Annotated in this window: 20 protein-coding genes; 14 read left to right on the top strand and 6 right to left on the bottom strand. The window is 51.9% G+C overall.

The genetic code is table 11. The features are described 5' to 3' along the window. Nucleotides 1-124 precede the first annotated feature (124 nt). The 4 genes from IP582_RS10015 (at nucleotide 125) to IP582_RS10030 (ending at nucleotide 3,976) form a co-directional block, all read left to right on the top strand. Entirely contained in the window at nucleotides 125-1,645 is a 1,521-nt protein-coding gene (locus tag IP582_RS10015) for an aldehyde dehydrogenase family protein (protein ID WP_039079421.1), read from the top strand. A 377-nt stretch (nucleotides 1,646-2,022) separates the two neighbouring features. Further along, nucleotides 2,023-2,388 (top strand): response regulator, encoded by a 366-nt coding sequence (locus IP582_RS10020; protein WP_223878705.1) that lies wholly within the window; start codon nucleotides 2,023-2,025, stop codon nucleotides 2,386-2,388. After that, nucleotides 2,388-3,026 carry a chemotaxis protein CheC gene (locus IP582_RS10025; protein ID WP_039079419.1) on the top strand — a complete coding sequence of 213 codons (639 nt, stop codon included), beginning with the start codon at nucleotides 2,388-2,390 and terminating at the stop codon, nucleotides 3,024-3,026. Before IP582_RS10020 ends, IP582_RS10025 begins: the two co-directional genes overlap by 1 nt. A 5-nt stretch (nucleotides 3,027-3,031) precedes the next feature. Continuing rightward, nucleotides 3,032-3,976, top strand: coding sequence for a diguanylate cyclase (locus tag IP582_RS10030; protein ID WP_193795818.1), 945 nt, complete (start codon nucleotides 3,032-3,034; stop codon nucleotides 3,974-3,976). A 227-nt stretch (nucleotides 3,977-4,203) separates the two neighbouring features. On the opposite strand, the gene IP582_RS10035 is transcribed toward IP582_RS10030, so the two are convergent. From IP582_RS10035 to IP582_RS10050, 4 genes are all read right to left on the bottom strand, one after another. Continuing rightward, nucleotides 4,204-5,466, bottom strand: coding sequence for an aromatic amino acid transporter (locus IP582_RS10035; protein WP_193795819.1), 1,263 nt, complete (start codon nucleotides 5,464-5,466; stop codon nucleotides 4,204-4,206). A 160-nt stretch (nucleotides 5,467-5,626) separates the two neighbouring features. Next, nucleotides 5,627-6,997, bottom strand: a complete 1,371-nt coding sequence (locus IP582_RS10040) for a tyrosine phenol-lyase (protein ID WP_193795820.1) — start codon at nucleotides 6,995-6,997, stop codon at nucleotides 5,627-5,629. 599 nt (nucleotides 6,998-7,596) lie between these two features. Continuing rightward, the gene (locus IP582_RS10045; protein WP_193795821.1) at nucleotides 7,597-8,280 is read right to left on the bottom strand and encodes a transcriptional regulator; all 684 of its coding nucleotides are present in this window, start codon (nucleotides 8,278-8,280) and stop codon (nucleotides 7,597-7,599) included. A 298-nt stretch (nucleotides 8,281-8,578) separates the two neighbouring features. Next, nucleotides 8,579-8,866 carry a SelT/SelW/SelH family protein gene (locus IP582_RS10050; RefSeq protein WP_039079459.1) on the bottom strand — a complete coding sequence of 96 codons (288 nt, stop codon included), beginning with the start codon at nucleotides 8,864-8,866 and terminating at the stop codon, nucleotides 8,579-8,581. 223 nt (nucleotides 8,867-9,089) lie between these two features. Between IP582_RS10050 and IP582_RS10055 the strand changes: the two genes are divergently transcribed. The 6 genes from IP582_RS10055 (at nucleotide 9,090) to IP582_RS10080 (ending at nucleotide 16,409) form a co-directional block, all read left to right on the top strand. Beyond that, on the top strand, nucleotides 9,090-11,462 hold the full coding sequence (locus IP582_RS10055) for a TonB-dependent receptor domain-containing protein (protein ID WP_193795822.1): 2,373 nt from the start codon (nucleotides 9,090-9,092) through the stop codon (nucleotides 11,460-11,462). A 69-nt stretch (nucleotides 11,463-11,531) separates the two neighbouring features. Continuing rightward, nucleotides 11,532-12,584: a hemin-degrading factor gene (locus IP582_RS10060; protein ID WP_193795823.1), complete on the top strand. Its 1,053-nt coding sequence runs from the start codon at nucleotides 11,532-11,534 to the stop codon at nucleotides 12,582-12,584. Then, nucleotides 12,581-13,399 carry a hemin ABC transporter substrate-binding protein gene (locus IP582_RS10065; protein WP_193795824.1) on the top strand — a complete coding sequence of 273 codons (819 nt, stop codon included), beginning with the start codon at nucleotides 12,581-12,583 and terminating at the stop codon, nucleotides 13,397-13,399. The genes IP582_RS10060 and IP582_RS10065 overlap by 4 nt, the downstream gene beginning before the upstream one ends. Then, nucleotides 13,399-14,391, top strand: coding sequence for an iron ABC transporter permease (locus IP582_RS10070; RefSeq protein WP_193795825.1), 993 nt, complete (start codon nucleotides 13,399-13,401; stop codon nucleotides 14,389-14,391). The genes IP582_RS10065 and IP582_RS10070 overlap by 1 nt, the downstream gene beginning before the upstream one ends. Further along, nucleotides 14,384-15,163 carry a heme ABC transporter ATP-binding protein gene (locus IP582_RS10075; protein ID WP_193795826.1) on the top strand — a complete coding sequence of 260 codons (780 nt, stop codon included), beginning with the start codon at nucleotides 14,384-14,386 and terminating at the stop codon, nucleotides 15,161-15,163. The genes IP582_RS10070 and IP582_RS10075 overlap by 8 nt, the downstream gene beginning before the upstream one ends. Before the next feature lie 355 nt (nucleotides 15,164-15,518). Then, nucleotides 15,519-16,409: an AraC family transcriptional regulator gene (locus IP582_RS10080; RefSeq protein WP_228007962.1), complete on the top strand. Its 891-nt coding sequence runs from the start codon at nucleotides 15,519-15,521 to the stop codon at nucleotides 16,407-16,409. Between the two features lie 73 nt (nucleotides 16,410-16,482). Here IP582_RS10080 and IP582_RS10085 read toward each other — a convergent pair whose 3' ends face one another. Beyond that, a complete protein-coding gene (locus tag IP582_RS10085; RefSeq protein ID WP_193795827.1) occupies nucleotides 16,483-17,826 on the bottom strand; it encodes a glycoside-pentoside-hexuronide (GPH):cation symporter in 1,344 nt (447 codons plus the stop codon). Nucleotides 17,827-17,944: 118 nt separating this feature from the next. Between IP582_RS10085 and IP582_RS10090 the strand changes: the two genes are divergently transcribed. From IP582_RS10090 to IP582_RS10105, 4 genes are all read left to right on the top strand, one after another. Further along, nucleotides 17,945-18,808, top strand: coding sequence for an AraC family transcriptional regulator (locus IP582_RS10090; protein ID WP_193795828.1), 864 nt, complete (start codon nucleotides 17,945-17,947; stop codon nucleotides 18,806-18,808). A gap of 189 nt (nucleotides 18,809-18,997) precedes the next feature. After that, the gene (locus IP582_RS10095; RefSeq protein ID WP_193795829.1) at nucleotides 18,998-20,353 is read left to right on the top strand and encodes a glycoside-pentoside-hexuronide (GPH):cation symporter; all 1,356 of its coding nucleotides are present in this window, start codon (nucleotides 18,998-19,000) and stop codon (nucleotides 20,351-20,353) included. Nucleotides 20,354-20,388: 35 nt separating this feature from the next. Beyond that, nucleotides 20,389-21,990 (top strand): glycoside hydrolase family 43 protein, encoded by a 1,602-nt coding sequence (locus IP582_RS10100; protein WP_193795830.1) that lies wholly within the window; start codon nucleotides 20,389-20,391, stop codon nucleotides 21,988-21,990. A 226-nt stretch (nucleotides 21,991-22,216) separates the two neighbouring features. Then, entirely contained in the window at nucleotides 22,217-23,860 is a 1,644-nt protein-coding gene (locus tag IP582_RS10105; RefSeq protein ID WP_193795831.1) for a glycoside hydrolase family 43 protein, read from the top strand. Nucleotides 23,861-23,938: 78 nt separating this feature from the next. On the opposite strand, the gene katG is transcribed toward IP582_RS10105, so the two are convergent. Continuing rightward, nucleotides 23,939-26,122, bottom strand: a complete 2,184-nt coding sequence (gene katG, locus IP582_RS10110) for a catalase/peroxidase HPI (protein WP_193795832.1) — start codon at nucleotides 26,120-26,122, stop codon at nucleotides 23,939-23,941. Between the last annotated feature and the right edge of the window lie 183 nt (nucleotides 26,123-26,305).

The raw sequence follows: 26,305 nt of genomic DNA on the forward strand, positions 1-26,305 counted from the left end.
TTTTAGAAAAAGATAAAAGATTTTCTCTGTTCGGCGCAGGTTTTGGCATAAGAGCTGCTTATGAAGGGATGTCCGCACAGGGCGCGACGCCTCACCTGTACCCATAAAAATAGAGGAACATCTTATGAAATACATTCACCCTGGCCAGACTGGCGCTAAAGTCTCCTTTAAAAAACGTTATGGCAACTACATTGGCGGTGAATTTGTCGATCCTGTAGAAGGGCGCTGGTTTACCAACACCACGCCGGTAACCGGGGAAGTGATTGCTGAGTTCCCGCGTTCAGGTGCCGCAGACATTGAAAAGGCGCTCGACGCCGCCCATGCCGCCGCAGACGCGTGGGGCAAAACCAGCGCGCAGGATCGTTCCAACGTGCTGCTGGCGATCGCCGATCGCATTGAGCAGAATCTGGAGCTGCTGGCGCTGACGGAAACCTGGGATAACGGTAAACCGATCCGCGAAACCCTGAATGCCGACTTGCCGCTGGCGGTGGATCACTTCCGCTACTTTGCGGGCTGTATCCGCGCACAGGAAGGGACGGCAGCAGAAATTGACAGCAATACCGTCGCCTACCACATTTATGAACCGCTGGGAGTGGTCGGTCAGATTATTCCGTGGAACTTTCCACTATTGATGGCCGCCTGGAAACTGGCGCCGGCGCTGGCGGCAGGTAACTGTATCGTACTGAAACCGGCAGAACAGACCCCGCTCGGCATTTGCGTGCTGATGGAGTTAATTGGTGATTTGCTGCCGAAAGGGGTGCTGAACGTGGTGCACGGCTACGGTACCGAAGCGGGTGAACCGCTGGCGCGCAGCAAGCGTATCGAAAAAATCGCCTTTACCGGATCAACGCCTATTGGCCGCCACATCCTCTCTTGTGCCGCAGACAACATCATTCCGAGCACCGTCGAACTGGGCGGTAAATCGCCGAACATCTACTTTGAAGATGTGCTCAATGGCGACGAAGAGTATATCGATAAAGCCATCGAAGGGGTGGTGCTGGGCTTCTTTAACCAGGGTGAAGTCTGTACCTGTCCGTCACGCGTGCTGGTACAAGAATCTATCTACCCGCAGTTTGTTGAAAAAGTCGTGGCGCGTATGGAAAACATCCGCAAAGGCGACCCCTTTGACACCGACACCATGATCGGCGCGCAGGCCTCCCGCGAGCAGTACGACAAGATCCTCTCTTATATCAATATCGCCAGAGAAGAAGGGGGCGAAATCATCACCGGCGGCGCGCACGTTGCACACGATAACCATCTGCAAAATGGCTTCTATATTCAGCCGACATTGATCAAAGGCGAGAACCATATGCGCTGCTTCCAGGAGGAGATCTTCGGGCCGGTTATCGGGATCACCACCTTTAAAGATGAAGCGGAAGCGCTGCGTATCGCGAACGACACGGAATATGGACTGGGGGCCGGGCTGTGGACGCTGGATATCAATCGGGCATGGCGCATGGGGCGCAACATTAAAGCCGGTCGTGTGTGGACCAACTGCTACCATCTCTATCCGGCCCATGCGGCATTTGGTGGCTATAAAAACTCCGGCGTAGGGCGTGAGACCCATAAACTCGCGCTGAGCCACTATCAACAGATTAAAAACTTGCTGGTGAGCTACAGCGGTAAGGCGATGGGCTTCTACTAATACCGAGTTTATTGCGTCAACATCGGGGAAAAGCGGAGCAACCATGCTCCGCTTTTCTCTTTTTAACGGCGAGGTGCCCTGCGTAATGTATGGCCGCCTTGCACATATGCCTCTTTTTTCTGCGCATTGCCCGCCTGTTTTCGCACTAGAATGGCGTTGTGGCGAATAAAACATCAATTAGCAGACTAAGCTGCACGCGATATGCAACTTCTTACAATCTGGCACTAATTAATTCGTCATTGTTGCCGATGAATAGAGTTACCTAACGGAAATATTGCGCAATCAGGGTGAGAATGAGCGGTACTGCGTGCAAAGACCGACACAGCTAGTCGGGTGATTTTTATGCCAGTTGAATAAATAAAAGAGAAAGTAAAATTATGTCCAGACATATTCTCATCGTGGATGACAGCCGGTTGTCACGCATGATCTCAAAGCAGTATGTGCTCAGCCAGCACCCTGAGTGGCAGATTGAAGAGGCGATGACGGGCGAGCAGGCTATTGAGATGGCGGCCATCAAAAAACCGTATCTGATCCTGTTGGATGTCAATATGCCAGGAATGGGCGGTCTTGCGGCGGCGGCTATCCTGCGTGAGACGCACCCGGATATGCACATCGTACTGCTGACGGCTAACGTGCAGAACTCCGTGCAGGCGCAGGCCGACCAGCTTGGTCTGGGCTTTTTATCCAAACCGATTAAAGAACCGCAAATTCGCGCCATGCTGCAAAACCTGGAGTCGAACTAATGATCGATTTGACGGATATGAGCGAAATCGAAGCAGACAGCCTGATGGAGATCTTCAATATCGGTGTGGGTCACGCGGCTGCCGCGATGAGTGACATCGTTAATGAAGAAGTTCGCATGTCTGTCCCGTCGGTGCGCATTACCACCCGTTCGGAAGCGGCCGATGAGCTCGGGGCCGGTCTCTCATTGTGTGGCATCAGCCAGCAATACAAAGGGGCTTACGCCACCGAAGCTATTCTGATGTTTCCGGAGACCGCCAGCTTTGAAATCGTCCGCATGATGGTAGGGGATCTCATCCCTGCCCATGAACTGGGTGAGATGGAGCGCGAAGCGATGAGCGAAATCGGCAACATTGTGCTCAATGCCTGCGTGGGCACGCTGGCGAATATGTTTCAAAAAGAGTTACAGGGTTCATTGCCCGTGTTTCGTGTGGGGACCAGTGAGCAGATCCTGAACCCGTCGCACGACCCCAGCGACCCATCGGTGCTGATGTTGCGCATTGATTTTTCGCTGGAACGTCAGGAAATTGAAGGGTATCTGGCTTTTATCCTGGACATGTCGGCGTTGCGTGATTTGCGCGAACAAATCAGCCTCTATATTGAACGCGTTGAATCTGGTTTTGCTTCCGACGGGCTCTGATAACCATGAATGACAAGCTGCTACTGGATGCATTTTCCGCCCTGAGTCTGGGCGTGATTGTTGTTGATGCGAACTACAAGATTACGTTGTGGAACGCGTGGTTAGAAGCACATACAGGTCGTGCGGCAAGCGCAGCCAAAGGTCAGGATTTTTTCGCGGTTTTTCCGGATTTGCGTAACCACCGGGTTGGCGTAGCGGTTAAACAAGCGATATGCCACAACTTACCGGCTCTGTTGTCGCAATCGCTGCATCGCTCTCCGTTCCCGCTGTTTGCGGAACCCGCACAGCCCGGTGAGCGTTTAAGCCAGGCGATCACTATCGTCCCGCTGGGCGATGTGGAGCGTTACTGCCTCATTCAGATTGTCGATGTCAGCATGGCCGTTCGCCGGGAGTCGCTGTTACGCGAACAGGCACATGTGCTGCTCTCACAATCGTTATCCGACGGACTGACGGCGGTGGGCAACCGTCGCTATTTCGATCTGTGTATTGAGAAAGAGTGGCGTGCCAGTAAGCGTAATAACAAACCACTGGCGCTGTTGTTGATTGATGTGGATTACTTCAAGCGCTACAACGATCGCTACGGTCACCAGCAGGGCGATCTGTGCCTGCAACAGATCGCGGCGGCCATGCGAGGTTCACTGTTGCGCCCCTATGACATGCTTTTTCGTTACGGCGGGGAAGAGTTTTGTGCGCTATTGCCGGAAACGCGCTCGGCTGATGCCGTCGTCGTGGCGGAAAGATTACGTGCGAGTGTTCAGGCGCTGGGGCTGCCGCATTCTGGTTCGCCGGGCGACGTCGTGAGCGTCAGCGTAGGTGTTGCCAGCCTCAACCAACGCGTGCATACAGACTATGGCAGCTTGATTCAGGCGGCGGATGACGCACTCTACGAGGCTAAGCGTTCCGGACGCAACATTGTTCGCGCCAGCACCGCAGCCAGGAGCCAGGCGTAATCCCCGCCAAACCGTCGAGCCGGGTTAAGCGGGGATTCGAGCACAGCAAAGCGTTTTACCACCGGGGCCTGCAATGCAGGCCCTGCTCACTGGCAGCGTGTTTTTCTACGTAGCCCCACGCTGCGTAAAAGTGTCACCACAACACGCAGCAACGTAAACCGGCAAAACAGCGGCTGCTGATACTGGAGCAGTGTCAGAAACATCGCTATCCTCCATGCTACCGTCCATCAGTGAAAAACGGGAAGCAGGCCAAAAACTTCCAGAATAACGGTTAAATAGACGATCCCGCCGCAGACGATAACGGTGTTGAGCACGGCATTATTGCAGGGCGCACGGTAAGCGGCTGTGGAGAAGCGCTGGCGGGCGCTTTTGACCAGGAAAGGAGGTAGGATCACGCTCCAGATGGTAAACGCCAGCCCGGCATAGCCGATGGCGTGGACAAAGCCGTTGGGGAAGAACAGGCACACCGCCGCCGGGGGCAGGTAGGTCACAATGGCCGTTTTGCAGCGCCCGATGCCGTTATTGGCAAAATGGAACAGGTCGGCGATGTAATCAAACAGACCGAGCGTGGCAGCCAGTAGCGAACTGGCAACGGCAAAGTTACCGAAGAAGGTCAAAATCAATTCCATATAGCGACTGGTAAAAATCCCGCCAATCGCTTCAACAAACACATCAATATTGCCGCCTTTGGCGATGATCGGCGAGAAGTCGGCACGACTGATATTGCCCATGGTTACCGCCAGCCAGAAGATATAGAGAATCAGCGCAAATAACGTTCCGACGATGATGGAATTTTTAATGTGGTGAATATTCTCTTTACCGTAGAGCTTCACCAGACTTGGCACATTGCCATGAAAACCGAAAGAGATAATACAAAACGGCAGTGTCATTAACACATAGGGCAAATAGCGGGTTTGCGGCAAGGCGACGCTGGCGGTGTCGAACAGATTATCGACGTTAATCGTGCCGATCATGCCGGAAAAAGTGGCGAAAAAAGCGATAAATTTACCGAAGATCAGAACGGTGGTGATGCGGCCAACCAGCAGCGAGCTGTACCAGGCAATCAGGCTGACAATCACACTAACCAGAATAATCGACACAGGGGAAGGTAAGTGCATCCCGCTATATTTGGCGATGGTGTTCGATAATACCGCCGATGAACCAGAAATATAGGCGTAGGTGAGAATATATAAAACAAAACCGAAGGCGAGGCCAACCACGAAATTCCAGCGTTTGCCGAGCAGTTCCAGAGTAAAAGTATTAAAGCTGGCACCGACATCAAAATGCAGATTCACCTCAACCAGCATTAATCCGGTCATCAGCATCATCAGTGAAATAGCGATAAGGATCAGGGTGGCGCCCGGAAACCAGACGCCCGCCATCGCGATAGGCAGTGAAAACATACCGCCACCCACCACGGTGGCAATAACAAGCATGGCGCCGCTGGTCAGCCCGGCGTCACGAATCGGTTCAGATAAAGAGAGGGCCATAATAGATATTCCTGAATAAGTATCCTACCCGTCGTTATTCAGGTTGCACACGCGTTGGCAGCAACGCGAATAGTCAGGGTAGCGTTATATAAGTTTGAACATCATTTTTTATCGGCGAGAAACAAAACTGCCCCAACAGGTCATGGGGCAGGAAAACACATTAAATGTATTCAAAGCGTGCGGTAAAGAAACGCAACTGTTTGGGTTCGTAAGTGAACCGTAACCCGCGAATATCCTCTTTGTGTTTATATAACTGAATAATCCCATCGGCGACGACATCCATATGCGCATAGGTGTATACGCGGCGCGGAATGGTCAGGCGTACCGTTTCCAGTTTCGGTTTATGGTGCTCGCCAGTCTCTTTATTACGCCCGGCGGAGATAATACCGCGCTCCATGCTGCGCACCCCGGTTTCCACGTAAATACTGGCCGCCAGGCTCTGCGCCGGGAACTGTTCCTGGCTCAGATGCGGACAGAAACGGCGGGCATCCAGGAATACCGCGTGGCCGCCAACGGGTTCAACAATCGGCACGCCCGCCGCTTTCAGTTTGTCACCGAGATAGCGTACCTGCTTAATACGGTGTTCGATGTATTCAAACTGCATGGCTTCGCGCAGGCCAATCGCCATGGCTTCCATGTCGCGTCCCGCCAGGCCGCCATAAGAGGGCATCCCCTCGTAAACCACCACCAGCTCACGCGCCTGAGAGAACAGGTCGTCATCGTTCATGCACAGGAAACCGCCGATATTCACCAGACAGTCTTTTTTACCGCTCATGGTGCAGCCATCGGCATAGCTGAACATCTCATGCACGATCTCTTTAATACTTTTATTCTCAAAGCCTTTTTCCTGCTCTTTGATGTAATAAGCATTCTCCACGCAGCGCGTCGCATCGTAATAAACCTTGATGCTATGTGCGCTGGTGAGCTCACGCACCGCACGCATGTTTTCCATTGAAACCGGCTGCCCGCCTGCCAGGTTAACGGTCACCGCCAGGCAGATATAGGCAATATTTTTGGCCCCTTTTTCATCGATCAATTTTTGCAGTTTATTCAGGTCGATATTGCCTTTAAAGGGAACGTTCAGCGTGGCGTCATGCGCTTCATCACGCACGATATCAACAAAGGAGGCGCCATTTTTTTCCTGATGATAACGGGTAGTGGTGAAGTACATATTGCCCGCCACATACTGTCCCGGTTTTATCGCCAGTTGTGATAACAGGTTTTCCGCGCCACGTCCCTGGTGGGTTGGCACAATATGTTTAAAGCCGAACAACTCACGTACGGTGGCTTCCAGGTGATAGAAGTTGACGCTGCCAGCGTAGGCTTCATCACCCATCATCATGCCCGCCCACTGTTTGTCGCTCATGGCGTTGGTGCCGCTATCCGTCAGCAGATCGATATACACATCTTTGGAATTCAATAAGAAGGTATTCAGTCCTGCTTCTTCCATTTTTTTAAGACGCTCGTCACGGGGAATCATTGAGACGGTTTCAACACTTTTAATACGGAATGGTTCTGCCGGATAGATCATTTTATATCTCCAGTGAGTTCTGTAATTTAAAAAGTTATAGCGAATCGAATTCCTCCAGTTAATTCTGGAGGCGTCTTATTGTCCTTTTCCCTTTTCGGGAATCATTTGGCAAACGCATCATGCGATAAAGGGATGGCAAAGGGAATAGTGAGGGGGTAATTCGATTTTGGCGCTTTTTTAAATAATGTAAAACGGGTGATAAAGTTCACGGTGACAATAAAATATATTGTATTTTCAATTAATTGCGTGAGTGATAAGTCATGATGACATAAAAAAGAGCACAATAAACCCGTTTATTCTGGAACATTCGGTGAACGACGTTTTTTTGTCGCTGTTTTGAAATGTGAACCAGCGAAGCGAAATTGAGAAATAAATCCCGTTTTCGCTTTCATTCATTTCATAAAGACCACTTATTATCGTCAATATTACTTTACGGGTAGAGTGTGTTGTGATGTAAAAGCATTATTTTTCAGTTAATTAAATGAATCGTAAAGCATGGGGTGCCTGGTTTTGCGTTCACAAAGTACACGGGTACTGGCAGCGGGAGTGAAGGGAAAAATGAGCGGGGCGCAGCCATGATGGCCGCGCAAAGAAAGGCATTAAGCCTGGCGGGACTTACGTTCACGCAGATATTTGTAGATGGCGTAGCGGGTGATGCCAAGACGGGCGGCGACAATCTTCACCGCGTCTTTTAGCTCAAAAATGCCGTTATTATACAGTTGGTTAACCACCGCTTTGTTTTTGAATTTGCTGGTTATCATGACGTCTCTTTGTACGCTGGCGATAACGTTGTCTGCCGCTTCCATCACAACCTCATGCGGGCTGGTACCGAAATGTTCGGTAAAAGGCATGGGTTCCTCTCCGTCAGGGATCAGGGTTTCGAGCATCTGGTGAAAGGGAACAGAGAGATTGATATTGACGCAAAATAACCCAATCGCTTTGCCTTCTTCGCCAAAGAGCACCGACGTCGCTGATTTAAACAACTCGCCTTTTTTATTTCGCGTAAAATAGCTCAGCGTATTATTGATGCCGGTCTTGTTAAACAATTGCAGCGTTTTAAGTCCCATATCGGTAATGGGCGAGCCGATCGTTCTGCCAGTGTGGTGGCCATTAATAATTTTATTCACCGACGCGTTGTGATCTTCAAATGAATGCAGCACCACTTCGCAGTGTGGCCCTATCAGGCCTGCGATCATTTCTGCAAGGTGTGAAAATGATTTCATGCACTCGGTATCTGCGTCGGTAAATAAGCCAATATCCTTGATTGATTCATCTTTATTCATTGTGATCTCCATTGGGTTTATTTTTCGCATCATATCGGGCATCGGAAATGGCTTAATAGAGAACGCTAAACAATATGAAGCGGATCACTTAAATAGAATAATTTATTTTGAATCAAGACGTTGTATTAAAGTCGGTAAATAAATATTTACTCTGTGCAGAATTATTGGCAGCGGTAGTTTTGGAAAGTGAAATAGCAATGATGACCAGGGATATTAAGGTGGCGGGGCGCTGTTTGTCTGACAAGTATTCGATTATGCGCGAGCAACAAATATAAACTGCTCGCACATTTTATGTTGGCTAGTCGCTTTTCTTTTCCAGATGCCCGAGATCTTTTTCCGGGAAGCAGTAATCTCGCACGCGGCGTTTTAGCTCTGCGGCATCCGGAAAACCGCCATCCACTTTACGGTCCCAGATAACCTTTCCGTCGATATCAATGACAAAAATACCGCCCGTACCCGGTACCAGGGTGACGGAAGCTAAGTCGGCACTAAAGCTGTGAAGCAGCTCCTGCGCCATCCAACTGGCGCGCAGCATCCAGTTGCACTGGGAGCAGTACTGTAAGGTGATGGCGGGTTTGTTTTGCATAATTATGTTAACCAGCAAGTGTAAACGTTGGCTTAGTGTAGACAAAAGAATGCGCAAAGCGTGAAGAAATTGTGAAGTTGTTGCAACTGATAATAGTTATCATTATGATTCTGATCAAGATAAAGAGCGGTGCAGTGTGTCTTGTGCTGACAGCACCCGCTCAATGAAAAGACTGGAAGCAACGGTGGGCCTGATACTAATAAATTCTAAGGCTTGCAACATTATGGGTACATCGCAACTTTCCCGGACACCGTTTCGCAAGAGCGTCCTGGTGACTTCACTGCTCGCAGCACTGTATCAGACCTCCGCCGTGGCGGCTGATGCTCATGTAAAACAGACCACCGCAACCGATACCCGGCAGGACAATGCCGAGGAGATGGTTGTTACTGCACCAGCACCGATACTGAAAGCGGGCAGCAGCCATACGGTAAATGCAGAGGATCTGCAAAACAAAGGCGCCAACGACTTTGGCTCAATCATGCGCTACGAGCCGCTTATTAGCGCCACCGGCGCAAGCGGGGGTTCCGGCAATGGCAAAAGCGGCTTTGACCGTGGTGGCTATACCGGATACAACATTCGCGGCCTGGAAAGTAACCGTGTCGGTATCGACGTTGACGGTATTGCGCAACCCGATGCCACCGGACGTAGTTATGTCAGCCGCTCCGGCCTGAATACCTTTGGTATTGGTCGCGATTATATCGACCCCTATATGTACGGTGGGATTGATATTCAGTCTGGCGCCACCTCCACCGAAACCGCCAATACCTCTATCGGCGGCAACGTCTCGTTCCAGCCGAAATCGGCAGACAATTACCTGCACGCGGGTAAGCAGACCTACTTTGGTTACCAGTCGGATTATGATTCAGCGGATCGTAGCTGGCACAACGGCCTGACGGCGGCGGGCGGCGATGAAACCCTGCGCGGTATCTTTGTTTACAGCCGTCGTGACGGTCAGCAGACCCGTAATAACAGCGGCACAATTGACGCCTACCCGGCCAACTGGCACTCCGATGCGATGCTGGCTTCCGGTATCTGGCAGCCGAACGATGTGCATAAATTTACCGGTACGCTGGATTACTACCACAAGACCAACCACACCCATTACGATGCGTGGAACAGCGCAGGCAGTTCCATTATCGGCAACGCCAACCAGACCAGCCAGACGCGTCGCTGGGGTGTCAGCCTGAAAGATGACTGGACGCCAGTGAATGCCTGGCTGGACAGCATGTCCACCAAAGTTTACTACCAGCATACGGAAGCCCACGACTGGACATACATGCCGGACAGCACCACGCTGTCGATGGAGACGGTAAATTCGAACTACGATACCGATACCTGGGGCATCACCAACGCGCTGACGAAAACCCTCGGGCGCCACGATTTAAGCGCCGGTTTCAACGCCAGCACCACCAAAACACAGCGTCCGTTCAGCCAGTCGCCAATACCGAGTGTGTTTAGCGAAATTATGCAGCCGGAAGCCGATAGTCGTGGCTACACGCTGGGGGCGTTCGCCCAGGATCAGATTAATTTCGACCTTGCCGATCGTAACTTTGCGATTATCCCCGGCGTGCGTGTTGTGCATCAGTCGATGAAGCCGGACAACCTCGCCAGTCTGACCAGTAACAGCACTGTGCTGGATGCCTCTGACGTCTCCACGCTGTATGGCAAAAACTCAGACACCCAGTGGCTGCCGTCGCTGACCTTCCAGTACGATCTGACGCCGCGCCTGATGACCTACCTGCAATACAAACGCGGGGCGGAATTCCCCAACGCCAGCCAGTTGTACGGCTCCTGGAATCTGGGCTCAAACTATGCAGGGCGCGGGCAGTATGCGCTGGTGGGTAATACCGACCTTAAAACCGAAACCAGCGATAATCTCGAATGGGGGATGAAAGGCGAGGTGACGGAAGGCATTACCCTGCGCACCGCGCTGTTCTACAACAGTTATAAGAACTTTATCGCCTATACGCGTTACACCCGTACCGGCAACCCGGACAAGTTCACCCGCGTGCCGTCCAACATCTACACCACTTATCAGGCGGAAAACCGTGATAAAGCCTTTATCTATGGTGGTGAAATCAGCACTAAATTTAACTTTGGCACCTGGTTTGAAGAGGTTAATGGCCTGAGCGCGACCCTGGCGTACGGCTATACGCAGGGCCAGTCGAAATCGAGCTATATGGGCGACAAATACATCGACCTTGATAGCGTCGCGCCGATGAAAGCCATTGCAGGCGTGGCCTGGGATGACCCGGCAAAACGGTATGGCACCGCACTGACCGCCACCTTCGTCAAAGGCAAGCAGGCCACTGCGACCACCCGTGAATCCTACAGCAATACCGGTTCGTCCCTTGGCGAATCCAGCGCCGAATACATGCGCGTGCCGGGCTACGGCCTGCTGGACTGGACCGCATACTGGCAGGTGGCGAAGAACGTCAAACTGCACGGCGGCGTTTATAACATCACCGATCGCAAATACTGGGATTACCTGAACAGCCGTACCCAGGAGGAGACCACCAATCAGGATGCTTACGACAAAGCGCTGGCCGTCATGCCTGGCCGTACATGGCAACTGGGCGTGAACGTCGATTTCTGATTTTTGTTCCACTTAACCTGCCCTCCGGCCTGTGCGCCGGAGGTTTAATCTCATAAAGGAAGCACACCCATGACCCATTCATCGCAAGATTACGCCGTACTCTGGCAGCAGTATCAGGAGATCAAAACCGCGACGCCGGGCAAATACGCGCGCGACGTTGCCAGCGAACTGGGGGTAAGCGAAGCGGAACTCACGCACGCCCGTACAGGACATGACGCCATCGCGCTGATCAATGACGCACGCGAGATCCTGAGCGCACTCGAGTTGGTAGGGGAAACGAAGTGCATTTGTCGCAATGACTATGCGGTTCATGAACATCTGGGCAGTTTTACCAACCTGCACATCAGTGAGCGTGCCGGTCTGGTACTGAACCCACGGGCGCTGGATTTGCGTCTGTTTATCAGCCAGTGGGCCAGCGCCTTTTTTGTGCGTGAAGCAAGTGCGCACGGCGAACGCCAGAGCATACAGTTCTTTGATCATCAGGGGGACGCGGTGCTCAAGGTGTACGCCACGGAACAGACCGATCGCGCTGCGTGGGGTGAGGTGGTTGCCCGCTTTAGCGCCCCGCAAGCACAGCCGTTAACGCTGCAACCCATCGACGCACCTGACTACGCGCAGGATGCCGACGGTGCGGCGCTGGACAAAGCCTGGCGCGCAATGACCGATGTGCATCAGTTCTTTGGCCTGTTGAAACAACACAATATTTCCCGCCAGCAGGCCTTTCGGCTGGTCAGGGATGATCTCGCTATGCGGGTGGGTAACGATGCGCTGTCGCAACTGCTCAATACCGTGCTGCGGGAGGGCAACGAAATCATGATTTTCGTGGGCAACCGTGGCTGTGTGCAGATCTTTACCGGCGCGCTGGAAAAGGTGACGCCGATGAAAGGCTGGCTCAACATCTTCAACCCGGCCTTCACCCTGCATCTGCGCGAGGAGACCATTGCCGAAAGTTGGATCACCCGCAAGCCGACCGCCGACGGGCATGTCACCAGTCTTGAGCTGTTTGCCGCCGATGGCACGCAGATCGCCCAGTTGTACGGCCAGCGCAGCGAAGGCCAGCCGGAACAGAGCCAGTGGCGCTCACAGATTGACGCGCTGGCAGAGAAAGGAAAAGCGGCATGAAAAAACTCGTCCTGCTGCTGGCGGCACTGCCGCTGATGGCCAGCGCCGCCGCCGAACGGATTATCACGCTTGGCGGTGATGTCAGCGAAATTGCCTGGGCGCTGGGGGCGGGGCCGCAGATGGTCGCGCGCGACAGCACCAGCACCTGGCCTGGCGAGGTGCAAAAGCTTCCCGACGTGGGCTATGTGCGCCAGTTGAATGCCGAAGGTATCCTCTCGCTGCGCCCGACCCTTGTACTGGCAAGCGCCCAGGCGCAGCCCTCGCTGGTGCTGAAAAAAGTGGAAGAGAACAACGTGAAGCTGGTCAACGTTCCGGGCGGTTATGACGTGGCGGCTATTGATAAGAAAGTGGACGTTGTCGCCGCCGCCATCGGGAAAACCGCACAAGGGACCGAACTGCGCAAAAAACTGGATGCCGAAATCGCCGCGTTGCCGACGCAACCGCTTAACAAACGCGTACTGTTTATCCTCAACCACGGCGGGATGGGGTCGATGGTCGCAGGGCAGGAGACCGCTGCCGACGGGGCGATTCGCGCCGCGGGTTTAATCAATGCGATGCAGGGCTTTAGCCACTATCGCAACCTCTCGCAAGAAGGGGTGATTGCCAGCAAACCGGACCTGGTGGTGATTTCCGCCGACGGCGTCAAAAGCATGGGCGGCGAAGAGAACCTGTGGAAACTGCCCGGTCTTGCACAAACGCCTGCCGGGCGCAGTAAGCAACTGCTGATCGTGGACGATATCGCGCTGCTCGGTTTTGGCGTTCGCACTCCACAGGCGCTGAAAGTGCTGCGTGATAAAGCGGAGCAATTGCCGTAATGCGCCCTGTGACCCGCTATCTCTGGGGGCTGACGGTGCTGCTGGCCGGGCTAACGCTGATGGCCAGCACGGTGGGGGCGATGCAGCTCCCGCTTGCCAGCCTCTGGCACAGCGGTGATGAAGCGTTGCGCCAGATTTGGCTGACTATCCGTTTGCCGCGCGTGCTGCTGGCGCTGGTTGTAGGCGCATCGCTGGCGCTTTCCGGCTGCGTGATGCAGGGGCTGTTTCGTAATCCACTGGCGGACCCAGGCCTGCTGGGTGTCAGCAGTGGTGCGGCGCTGGCGGTAGCCTGCTGGCTGGTACTGCCATTGACGGTGCCTGCTCTGGTGGCCCTGTATGCCCCGATGCTGGCGGCGTTTCTCGGTAGCGTCGGGGTGATGATGGTGATTTTCATCCTCAGCAAAACCCGCGACAGTTCGCTCTCACGACTGTTACTGGTAGGGATTGCCATTAACGCCCTGTGCGGCGCGCTGGTGGGTGTGCTGTCGTGGATCAGTAATGATGCCCAGTTGCGCCAGCTCTCTTTGTGGGGGATGGGTGGGCTTGGGCAGGCGCAGTGGTCAACGCTTGCCGTCGCCACTACGCTGATGGTGCCCTCTGCCGTCGTGGTCTGGCGCGTGGCCGGGCAGATCAACCTGCTGCAACTGGGCGATGAAGAAGCGCATTACCTCGGCGTGAATGTGCCCATGCTGCAGCGGTTGTTGCTGCTGTGCAGCGCACTGCTGGTGGCGGCCAGCGTTGCCATCAGCGGCATTATCAGCTTTATTGGGCTGGTGGTGCCGCACCTGATGCGCCTGTGGCTGGGGGCGGACCATCGGGCGCTGGTGCCGGGTTCGGTGCTGGCCGGGGCGATACTGTTGCTGATTGCCGATACGATTGCGCGCACCGTGGTGGCGCCTGCGGAAATGCCGGTGGGGCTGCTCACCAGTGTACTGGGCGCGCCCTGGTTCCTGTGGCTTATCTTCCGTCAGGGGAGGGCGACCCATGGTTAAGTCTTTAACGGCTGAGCACCTCAACCTCTGGGTGGGCGCGCGCCAGTTGATTAATGATGTCTCCGTCACCCTCGAAGCAGGGGAACTGGTGGCGCTGATTGGCCCTAATGGCGCGGGGAAATCGACACTGCTGCGCCTGATGACCGGGTTTTTAAAGGCCAAAGAGGGGCTGTGCTCTCTGGATGGCCGCCCGCTACACGACTGGCCGCCCGAGGTGCTTTCCCGCCACCGGGCGGTGATGCTGCAACAAACCCGGATGCAGTTTGACTGGCCGGTTGAGGGCATTATCGCCATGGGGCGCGCCCCCTGGGGACCGGGCAAAGAAAGTGAGATTGTGCGCAGCGTAATGGCGCTGACCGGTTGTTGCGAACTGGCGGGTCGCCGCTATAGCACGCTCTCCGGCGGCGAGCAGCAGCGCGTTCAACTGGCACGCAGTCTGGCGCAGCTCTGGCAGGATGATGGCCCGCAGGGTTGGCTGTTTCTTGATGAGCCTACCTCAGCGTTAGATCTCTACCATCAGCAGCAGCTACTGCGCCTGATGAAAAGCCTGACCCGGCGTGGAAAACTGCACGTTTGTACGGTGCTTCACGACCTGAACCTGGCGGCGCTGTGGGCAGACCGGATTTTGCTCTTACATCAGGGAAAACTGGTGGCGCAGGGCACGCCGCAGACGGTTATTCAGAAATCGATCATCGAAAAATGGTATCAGGCGGATGTGCGGGTGGAGCAGCACCCACACAGTGAAAAACCGTATCTCTTTTTAAGCGAATAAACACCCGGTCGTATCAGGGAGGCGTCAGCGATATTTCTGGTTGTGCGGGCGATACGCCATCATGGGTATCAAACACGCGTAATCATTTTTTAAATCTAAATAAAGAATGTCGGATATTTTATTCAGTATTAAAACTAACACTATTATCAGAATATCTTTCTGGCCGATCTACATGGCGTCTTAATGAGACTGAGTTTTTCATGGGGGAAAATATATAGATTAAATCAGTCATCGTATTTTTATGCCCACTATTATTTTGCTATACATCATCAAAAATCTGCTCTACTCTTTGATGTAATTTTTTGCGCACATGCTGCGCGATAATGTAGTTTTTAGTGGGGTTTATATAATTTTTATGCTCACCATGTGGAACACAGATCACTTTTTTGAAAAAATCGAAACAACCGTCGGCGTTGACTACATGTTGCGCGCCAGGGAAGGCGTACCGGAAAAAGGGGTATACATTCGCCCACACATGCACCTTGAGCATGAGATTATGTGGTTTCATAAAGCTGAGGGAAGTTACAGTATTGGCAGTGAAAAATTCAATCTTAAAAATAATACCTTAATCTACGTGAGCCCTCTGGTGTTGCATGATATGGAACTGGCCTTTACCGCCGACCATGAACGTTTTTTGTTGCAATATGATAATGCGGTACTAAGCAGGTTAAAATATCCTTTTCCGGCGATGAAACCTCATACTGGTATTGTTACGCAGCTCAATGAACAGGACGCAGAAAGACTGCAATTTTTGTTCAAGTGGTTTACAGAAATAGATGAAATGGCGAACTCTGTGCACGAGATTAATCCGCTGATGATTTTGCTGCTCAACACTGTATTTCACCACGTCGCGCAAGCAGAGCAAATCTCGCCTGAGGGGGAAGGTAATAGCGCGTTTGAAAATATCATCAATTTTATCATTGATATGGAGACGCGTACTTCTTTTAATATTACGTTGAATGAAGCAGCAGAGTTCGTCGGTTTGTCGGCAAGCCATTTTTCGCGGACCTTTAAAAAGATCATGCAGGTTAGCTTTAAAGAGTATCTGGTCAGGAAGAAAATTGCCCGTTCTGCCGACTTGCTGATCAATACTGAATTGAATGTAACCGATATTGCCTACCAGTGTGAGTTTACCGACAGTGCCTATTACTGCTTTCAGTTTAAAAAGATTGTTGGCGTGACGCCGAAGATGTTCAGAAAAAATAGCCGCACAACAAAACAGCTATCTACGAAACATGATCTCTAAGCCGGGCGTGAGCGTTTATTGATCAGCAGTACGCAAAAACAGGCGACCGGGGGAGCCGATCGCTGTTCTACATTCAGGCCGCTGACTTTTTCTGCGCCAGGGTCGTCAGCGCTTTATCGTTCAGGCTGTATTTGCGCATTATCAGCACCAGCATCGCGACCAGAACGGCCGGGAACACGGTGAATAATAGTCGAATGGTTTCCAGTGCCGACGCGGTTTGCGTTGTTGCCCCCCCGACATAATCTCCCCAGGCGAGCATATACCCCACCAGTGCGCCACCGATGGCGATCCCTAACTTGATGGCGAATAAATTGGTGGAAAACACGATGCCGCTGAGTTTCTTCCCGCTCTTTTGTTCTTCAGCATCAATAATGTCTGACAGCATACTCCACTGTAATGGGGTTGCGGCGAGTTGGATAATATTGATGATAATGACTAGCGAGAAAATGGCGATAACATTGCTGCCAGGAATAAAATACATGCCCAGCAGTAGCGTGGCTTCGAGCAGCATGGCCACTTTAAACCCTTTTACTTTATCGATGTTTTTAAACACGGTCGATGAAATCATCGCGCCCAACACGCCAGATGCCAGTGTAGCGGTCAGTAACAGACTGCCCAAATCTGGGCGCTTGATAATGCTGTTCACAAAATAGAGTGTTGTGCCGCCCTTAAACAGCACTGCCACCAGATTTACCACATTGAGCGCAAACAGAATTCGCCAGTCTTTATTGGCGAGCAGTGTTTTAAGGTCATCGATGATACTGTTCTTTTTGGTTAATTCAACATCCGTCGAAAAACGCTCTTTTGTCAGACCAAAGCAGATAAAAAAGAGGATGATGCTTAGTGAACCCATCACCATCATGGTATAGAAATAGCCGTTTTGCAGATTACCTTTCCCGAGCCAGGCCACCAATGGTAGCGCCGTCAGGGAAACAATCAATCCTCCCAGGGTACTAAGAGCGAATCGCCAGGACTGTAATGAAACGCGCTCCCTGGAATCATTGGAGATATTATTGATCATCGCGCAGTAGGGCACATTAATAGCGGTATAAACCAACGACAATAAAGTATACGAGACATACGCGTAAGCCAGTTTTCTACCGTATGACAAGTCTGGGGTATAAAACGTCAAACAGCACAATACTCCAAAAGGTATGGCGAACCATAATAAGTAAGGACGGAATTGACCATATTTTGATTTTGTTCTGTCCGCCACTGCTCCCATTAATACATCGGTTATCGCATCCAGAAAACGGACCGCCAGAAACATAGTGCCCATGTGTGCTGGACTTAAGCCAAAAATATCAGTATAAAAATAAGCCATAAACAGCATTACGGTCTGCCACACTAAATTACAACCGGTGTCGCCCAGTCCATAACTTATTTTTTCTTTTACACTTATTAGCGTACTGTTCATACAGACTCCATCGGATTAAAATGTAACGAACTTGCTTAAATAGACGTAAGTAAGTTATTGCTAAGCCCGTATCCGATATGTATAAACAATCCTGATAAATATAAGAAGAGTGTACTGCATGAGTGATGAATCTCCCGTTTTCGAGAAAATACCCGTTCGCGCCGGGGATCTGTTCACCTTCCGGGTCGATGCCATCAGTGACTTTCAGGGTATAGAGGTGGTGCCGCATTATCATATGATGCATGAGCTGATGTGGTTTCGACAATCGGCGGGCAGTTTTACCATCGGCAGTGAAAAATTAGCAATAGAAAACAATACATTAATTTTTGTTCCGGCATTGATGATCCATGAGATGAGCATTCCGGCACAGGCGAATCATGTTCGTTATCTCCTGCAATTCGAAAAAGAGTGGCTTGATGAATATGCGCTGGCATCCGACGCGCTGCACTGCGGGGCGATGGCCATTCTTGGCGCAGAAGACGCTGACCGACTGGAGATGTTATTTGACTGGTGTGGCGAGTTTAGCGATTTTACTGACACACTTTTCCGCTCACTCATCCGCAGTATCTTACTCCATGCATTTAAAAACCTAAGAGCGGCTGTGCATATCACAGAAAGAGAAAATAATGTGTATGTGGGCGAACTCATCAAATTACTTAAATCCATTGATGCTACTGAAAATTATGAGATAACCACAGAGGAGGCGGCGAAAACCTGTGGCTGGTCGAAATCATGGTTTTCCAAAACATTTAAGCTCACGTTTGGTATCAGCTTTAAAAAATTTATGTTACTGAGAAAGCTCAACATCGCCATTAATTTACTGGCTAATACCGAGCTGCGGATCAGTGATATTTCTCAACGTGCCGGTTTTACCGACAGTGCTTACTTTTGTCTTAAGTTCCGGGAAATGATGAACGATACCCCGTTGTCATTCAGAGATAAAGTCAGAACTACTACTGATGTTGGCAGTGGGCCTCGTTGATAACAGGATACGTCAAAGACAGCGCTATTTTTACTTAGTGTGATCGCTGTTTCCATGACTGCGCAAAAAAATCATATAAACTCCGCCAAAGAATACATTCTTTGCTCACCATTAAGCCTATTTTTCATAACGTGAAGACGGTGCTTGTTTCACCATGCTGAATATCCCTTGAAAAATAAAGGTATTGTTATGAATAAAGCAGGGTTTAAGGAAAAGATTGGCTATGGCCTGGGCGATGGTGCATCCAATATCATCTGGCAAACCATCATGCTGTTTATGGCTTATTTTTATACCGATGTGTACGGCCTCAGCGCATTTCATATGGGAACGATGTTTCTGGTTGTCCGCGTCTTTGATGCCTTTGCTGATGTTTACGCCGGTTATTTAGCTGACCATACGCAAACCAAATACGGGCAGTTTCGTCCCTATTTACTTTGGTTTTCCTTGCCGTTTGGTATTTTTGGCGCCTTAACGTTTTATACGCCTGATTTCGGAGAAACCGGTAAAATTATCTACGCCTATGTCTCCTATACCACGCTGTCGCTTTTTTACTCTCTGGTGAATGTTCCGTACTGCGCGATGATCAATAACCTCTCCAGGGATGCGAAAGAGAGGGTATCAATGCAATCGTACCGCTTTGCCTTTGCAGCCCTGGGCGGCATTATTGTGTCTGCCGTGGCGCTGCCTCTGACAAAAATTTTAGGCAATGGCGATCTGCAAAAGGGATACTTCTACGGCATGATCCTGATGGGCGCGCTGAGCACCATTATGTTCCTGATGTGTTTTGCGATGACCAAAGAGCGCTACGTTAAAAAGGTTGATAAAACCCAGAAATTTAGCGGCATCTACAAAGAGCTTACAATACTGCTGAAAGACCAGAACTGGCGCTGCATTTTTAGCCTCAACGTTGTCAACCTGGTTGCCGGAATATTAAAAACTGGCGGGGCTATGTACTTCGTGAATTATTATTTGCATCGCCCGGATCTGGTCAGCGTGGTGCTCTCTATTATCCTTGGCGCGAAATTTATCGGTTCGATGTTCACGACCACATTGTATGGAAAACTTGACCGCTTACAGGCTTATAAAGTCGCGATGACGGTACAGGCGGCAGTGATGATTACGTTGTTCTTTGTACCTGCCGACTACATCATTGTAACCTGCGCTGTGATTGGCGTTATTCACTTTATCAACTCTACGGCGACGCCTCTGCAATGGAGCCTGCTGAGCGACATTATTGATAGTGTGGAAAGGAAAACTGGCAAATCGCTTAGTGGTCTGGTTTTTTCTACCAATATTTTTGCCATTAAGATTGGGATTGCTATCGGCGGTGCCATTATTGGCTGGCTGTTGACCCTGGGCGGTTATATTGGCAACACGCCCGTACAGACCGAATCAGCGACTCTGGTTATCCGGCTCATTTTTACGGTCATTCCGGCAATGTTGATTCTGAGCTTGATTTTAATTCTGAAAAAATACCGCAGTAACGAAGAGCCCGATAACCAGGGAGTAATGATTGCTGCGCAAAAAGCGCCCGCCAGGCACTAACGATTTATTACGGACGATAACAAGGAGTCGCCATTATGGCCGCTATTACTAACCCTATTATTCCCGGTTTTAACCCGGACCCGTCAATTATCCGCGTTGGCGAGGTTTATTATATGGCCACATCAACATTCGAGTGGTTTCCAGGGGTGAGTCTGTATAAATCTTACGACCTGAAAAACTGGCAGCGGGTAGCCTATCCGTTAAACCGCAGAAGCCAGCTTGATATGATCGGGAATCCGGATTCAGGTGGTGTTTATGCGCCATGTCTGAGTTATCACGACGGGCGCTTTTACCTGATTTTTAGCGATGTTAAAAATGTTGCCGGGCGTTTCTGGGATGCGAACAATTATCTGGTGACGACTGACGATATAGAAGGTGAGTGGTCAGAGCCAGCCTATCTTCACAGCCGTGGCATTGACCCGTCTTTATTTCACCACAGCGATGGGACGAAATGGCTGCTGAGCATGGAGATGAGCCACCTGGAGGGCGGAAAACCGGGTTTTCCCAAGTGGAACGGCATTATTATTCAGCAGTATGACGCGCGGGAAAACAGGCTGGTAGGGGAGTGCCGGAAAATCTACGCGGGTAGCGCGCTGGGGACCACGGAAGGGCCACATATCTACGAACACAACGGCTGGTTTTATCTACTGACGGCCGAAGGGGGCACCTTCTACAACCATGGCGTGACGATGGCCCGCTCACGTAGTCTCTTTGGTCCCTACGAAACGGACCCCATCGGCCAGATGATGACCTCGCGTTACGACTGCCGTCTACCGCTACAGCGCGTAGGGCATGCGGATCTGTTTGAAAATGCGCTCGGTGAGATGTTCATTGTTCATCTGTGTGGCAGGCCGTTGCCAACAAAAGGACGTAGCCCAATGGGGCGCGAAACCGCCATTCAACGAGTGTACTGGAATGAAGAGGGCTGGTTGCGGCTGCTAAATGAGAGGACGACGCCGGAAAGCGTGGTCCACACGCGTCTGGAAGAACGCCCCTGGCCCGCGCTGCCTGTAAAAGACGATTTTGATGCCCCGACGTTGCCGCTGCACTATCAGTCGTTGCGTATTCCCCTTGGTGAGGAGATGTGTTCGCTTCGGGAAAGGAAAGGTTGGTTGCGTCTGTACGGACGCGAGTCTCTCAGCTCTCGTCATTACCAAAGTTTGCTGGCACGGCGGCAAACGGATGTTGCTTATACTGCGCAAACCTGCGTGGATTTTTCCCCGCGCGCGTTTCAGCAAATGGCCGGATTGGTCTGCTTTTACGATACGACAAACTACCTGTACCTGAATATTTCTTGTGACGAAGAGGGGTACCGGACCATCAACCTGATGGTTAATGATCTGAATAAATTCACGATGATTACCGGCGATGGCATTCGTATTGCCCAGGAGGGGCTCGTCTATCTCAAAGCCTGTGTGCGAGGCGATGCGGCGTGGTTTTATTATTCTCTGGATGAGTCCGAGTGGTTCCCTGTCGGGGACTATGTGGAATACAGTAAATTGTCCGATGAATATTTTAAAGAACGCGGTATCGAGCGTTTCACCGGCACCTTTGTGGGCATGTGTTGCCAGGATTTGACCGGTGAACGAGCCTATGCGGATTTCGACTATTTCTCTTATTCGGCAGATCCCTACTGACCGTTGATAGCACGGGCCGTATTTTCCCTGCCAGCGCCATCGAGATAATGGCGCTTTTTTTATTTCTGTGCTTTTTATTTTCTGTACTTTTATTTCTGTGAAAAAGATCACCTGCCGGGGAGACACTTCTTATATTTACGAGGTCGTTTCATATACCTCAGTAAAAATGCGGGCGGTAAAATCAGGAATAACAGAATATGTTAATAACGGACAAAAGTGGTTATTTATGATTGAGAATCCGATATTCAAAGGCTTTAATCCCGATCCGTGTATTTGTCGCCGGGGTGATGATTATTATGTCGCCGTCTCTTCATTTGAATGGTTTCCGGGGATCCCGGTTTATCATTCGCGAGATTTAAAAAACTGGCAATTGCTGACGCATGTTTTGCAGGATGATAATGCCCCCGACCTGCGTAAATTGCCCTCCGCCAAAGGTATCTGGGCACCTTGCCTGACCTGGTGCGAAGAAGAGCAACTGTTCTATGTCATCTATGGCGTCATGAACTCTATGAATGCACGCTATTTTGATGTCGACAATTATTTGATTACCGCAAAAGAGATAACGGGTCCCTGGAGTGAGCCCGTCTATCTGCACTCTGCCGGTTTTGATGCGTCACTGCTGCATGACACCGACGGGCGGAAATGGATTGTCTCGCTGGAGTGGGAAACTCGCCCCGATTATGAAAAACCCGGCGCTATTTGCCTGGTTGAGTATTCTCCGGCGCAAAAAGCCATTATTGGTTTCCCTCAGCGCGTCTGGTCCGGCGGTACCGACCGGGGCTGCATCGAAGCGCCACATCTGACGAAACGTGGCGATTACTACTACATCATGACGGCGGAAGGCGGCACCGGATACGGGCACTCGGTGACGATGGGGCGGTCAAAAAATGTCTGGGGACCGTATGAAAGCGACCCACAAAACCCGATTGTCACGTCGTACAGTGAAAATTTTAATGAACGCCACGATGCGAACCACCTCAAACCACAGTACTTTAACCCACACACTTATCTGCAAAAAGCCGGGCACGGCAGCTATGTTGAGACTCCTGAGGGTGAGGTCTGGCTGGTACATCTGTGCAGTCGACCGTTTCGTGATGAACGACGCTGCACCCTTGGTCGTGAAACCGCGATCCAGGCGATGTACTGGACGCCGGATAACTGGTTAAGGTTAAAAGAGGGCGGCAATATTGCCAGGCATAAGGTCAGCCCATCGGTCTTACCGCCCAGCCCGTTTGCGCCTTCCATGCCAACAGATCATTTTGATAAAGCGGATCTGGACAACCGTTATTATGCGCCGCGCATCGATTTTCGCCGCTTCGCCTCACTGCACAAACGCGAAAGTCATGTCACGTTGCGGGGACAGGAGTCGCTAAGTTCAACCAACAAAGTGAGCCTGCTGGCAAAGAAGCTGACCTCGGTCTATTGCACCATCACCACCCGTCTCGTCTTTTCCCCGCAGGTCTATCAGCACAGCGCAGGTCTGGTGCTCTATTACGACAACATGAACTATCTCTATCTGTTGCAGACCTGGGATGCATCGATCGGGGGATCCGTGCTGTCGGTGATTCATGTGGATAATGGTCAGCGGCATGATATTGCCCGGCCTGTCAGGGCTGGCAGCAGCCCGGTATTTCTCCAGATGCGCATAGAAGGGCGGGATATAACCTGTTACTGGTCATTGTGTGACGGTGATTTTCAGCCGATCGGCGAGCGCTACGATACAACGGCATTTTCTGATGAATATAGCCAGTATGGGGAATTTACCGGCGCATTTTTCGGGCTGGCCTGTGTGGATGGCCTGCTTCATCAACACGAAGCTCATTTTGATTTTTTACGCTATGAGGCCGATGAGACGCGCCTTATTGATTAAGGTTAAGGTGGAGATAGCGAGTCGCCATCTCGCCGGGGAAAACAATAAACCCGGCGAGAGGTCTCGCCGGGTTGTCGGTTATTGCAGATCGAAACGGTCGAGATTCATCACCTTCGTCCATGCGGCGACGAAGTCAGCGACAAACTTCTCTTTGGCATCGTCGCTGGCGTACACCTCGGCAAGCGCACGCAGAATCGAGTTAGAACCAAAGATCAGATCGGCACGGGTAGCGGTATATTTCACTTCGCCGCTGGCCCGGTCGCGGCCTTCAAACAGCTCCGCTTTCTCATCAACCGGTTTCCACGCGGTGCGCATATCCAGCAGATTCACGAAGAAATCGGTGCTGAGCACGCCAACGCGGTCGGTGAAGACGCCATGCCGGCTGCCGTCGTAGTTGGCACCCAGCGCACGCAGGCCACCAACCAGAACAGTCATCTCCGGCGCGGTCAGCGTCAACTGCTGGGCTTTATCAATCAGCAGCGTTTCGGTCGGCATCTCATCTGCCACGCGGCGATAGTTGCGGAACCCATCGGCCAGCGGCTCCATCCATTTGAACGACTCAACGTCTGTCTGATCCTGACGGGCATCAACGCGGCCCGGTGTGAACGGCACGCTGATTTTCACGCCTGCATCGGCAGCCGCAAGCTCAATACCCACGCCGCCTGCCAGCACGATGACGTCGGCCAGCGAGGCTTTACCGGACGCCTGCTGAATCTCTTGCAGTACTGGCAGTACTTTGACCGCCGTCGCATTCACTTCCCAGTCTTTTTGTGGCGCTAACGCCAGACGCGCGCCGTTGGCGCCACCGCGTTTATCACCGCCACGGAAGGTGGACGCAGACGCCCAGGCTACGGAGACCAGCTCGCTCACCGACAGACCCGATTCGGCAATCGCCGTTTTCAGGCTGGCAATGTCCAGATCGCTCGGTTGGTGGATGGCGGCAGGCAGCGGATCCTGCCAAATCAGATCTTCGCTCGGCACTTCCGGGCCAATGTAGCGGGATTTTGGCCCCATATCGCGGTGGGTTAGTTTGAACCAGGCGCGGGCGAAGGCCTCATTAAAGGCCTGCGGATCGTTCAGGAAGCGGCGGGAAATTTTCTCGAAATCCGGGTCGAAACGCAGCGTCAGGTCCGTCACCAGCATGGTCGGTTTGCGTTTTTTCTCCGGGTGGAACGGGTCAGGAATGATGTCCGGCGCATCTTTCGCTTCAAACTGAATCGCCCCGGCCGGGCTGCGGGTCTGTACCCACTCGTACTTGAAGAGGTTCTCGAAGAAGTAGTTGCTCCACTGGGTGGGGGTTTGTGTCCAGACCACTTCAAGGCCCGAGGTAATGGCGTCGGCACCCGCACCGCTGCCATAGCTGCTTTGCCAGCCTAAGCCCTGAGCTTCAATAGACGCCGCTTCCGGCTCGGCGCCAACATGGTCGGCTGAGGCCGCACCGTGGGTTTTCCCCAGCGTATGCCCACCGGCAATCAGGGCGACAATCTCTTCATCGTTCATACCCATGTTGCCAAAGGTCGCACGGATGGCCGCTCCGGCGGAGGTGGGTTCACCGCTGGCGTTCGGGCCTTCCGGGTTGACGTAAATTAACCCCATTTCGGTGGCGCCGATGGCCTGTTGGGCAAGGCTTTCTGGATGGCGGTGCTCAAGCCAGTTTTTTTCATTACCCCAGTTTACGTCGAGATCCGGCTCCCAGACATCTTCGCGACCAGCGCCGAAACCGAAGGTGCGAAAGCCTGAGTTTTCCAGCGCCACGTTACCGGCGAGGATCATCAAATCACCCCAGGAGATCTTCTGCCCATATTTTTGTTTCACTGGCCACAGCAGGCGGCGCGCTTTGTCGAGACTCACGTTATCCGGCCAGGAGTTGAGCGGAGCGAAACGCTGTTGCCCGCGGCCTGAACCGCCGCGTCCGTCAATGGTGCGATAGGTCCCGGCACTGTGCCAGGCCATACGAATGAACAGCCCGATATAGCTACCCCAGTCAGCAGGCCACCACTCCTGAGAGTCGGTCAGCACTTTTCTGATATCGGCTTTTAGCGCGGAGTAGTCGAGTTTTTTAAACTCTTCACGATAATTGAAGCTTTCGCCTAAAGGATTGGAACGGTTGGAATGTTGATTAAGCAGGTCCACGCGCAATTGCTCTGGCCACCAGTCACGGTTGGTGGTGACACTGCTTTTCTTCGCGGGTTTTGCGCCGCCTTCATGAAAAGGGCATTTGCCTGCGGAGGATTCCGGGGACGTATCTTCTGACATGCTCATATCTGGCTCCATTTGCACTAGTGAGTCTCGTTACGATATACACTGCTTCCAGTTAGAGGTATTTGAATGAATCTACAGATTTGATAGCCAATTCCTTTTTTATAAGCAACACCGTTTGTGGGGAATTAAAATAAAAACGGCTCTTATTGACTCATCATTGATCAAGACCGGTACAAAGCGGTA

This window comes from Citrobacter sp. BDA59-3 (assembly GCF_015167655.1).
GTDB classification, from domain to species: domain Bacteria; phylum Pseudomonadota; class Gammaproteobacteria; order Enterobacterales; family Enterobacteriaceae; genus Phytobacter; species Phytobacter diazotrophicus.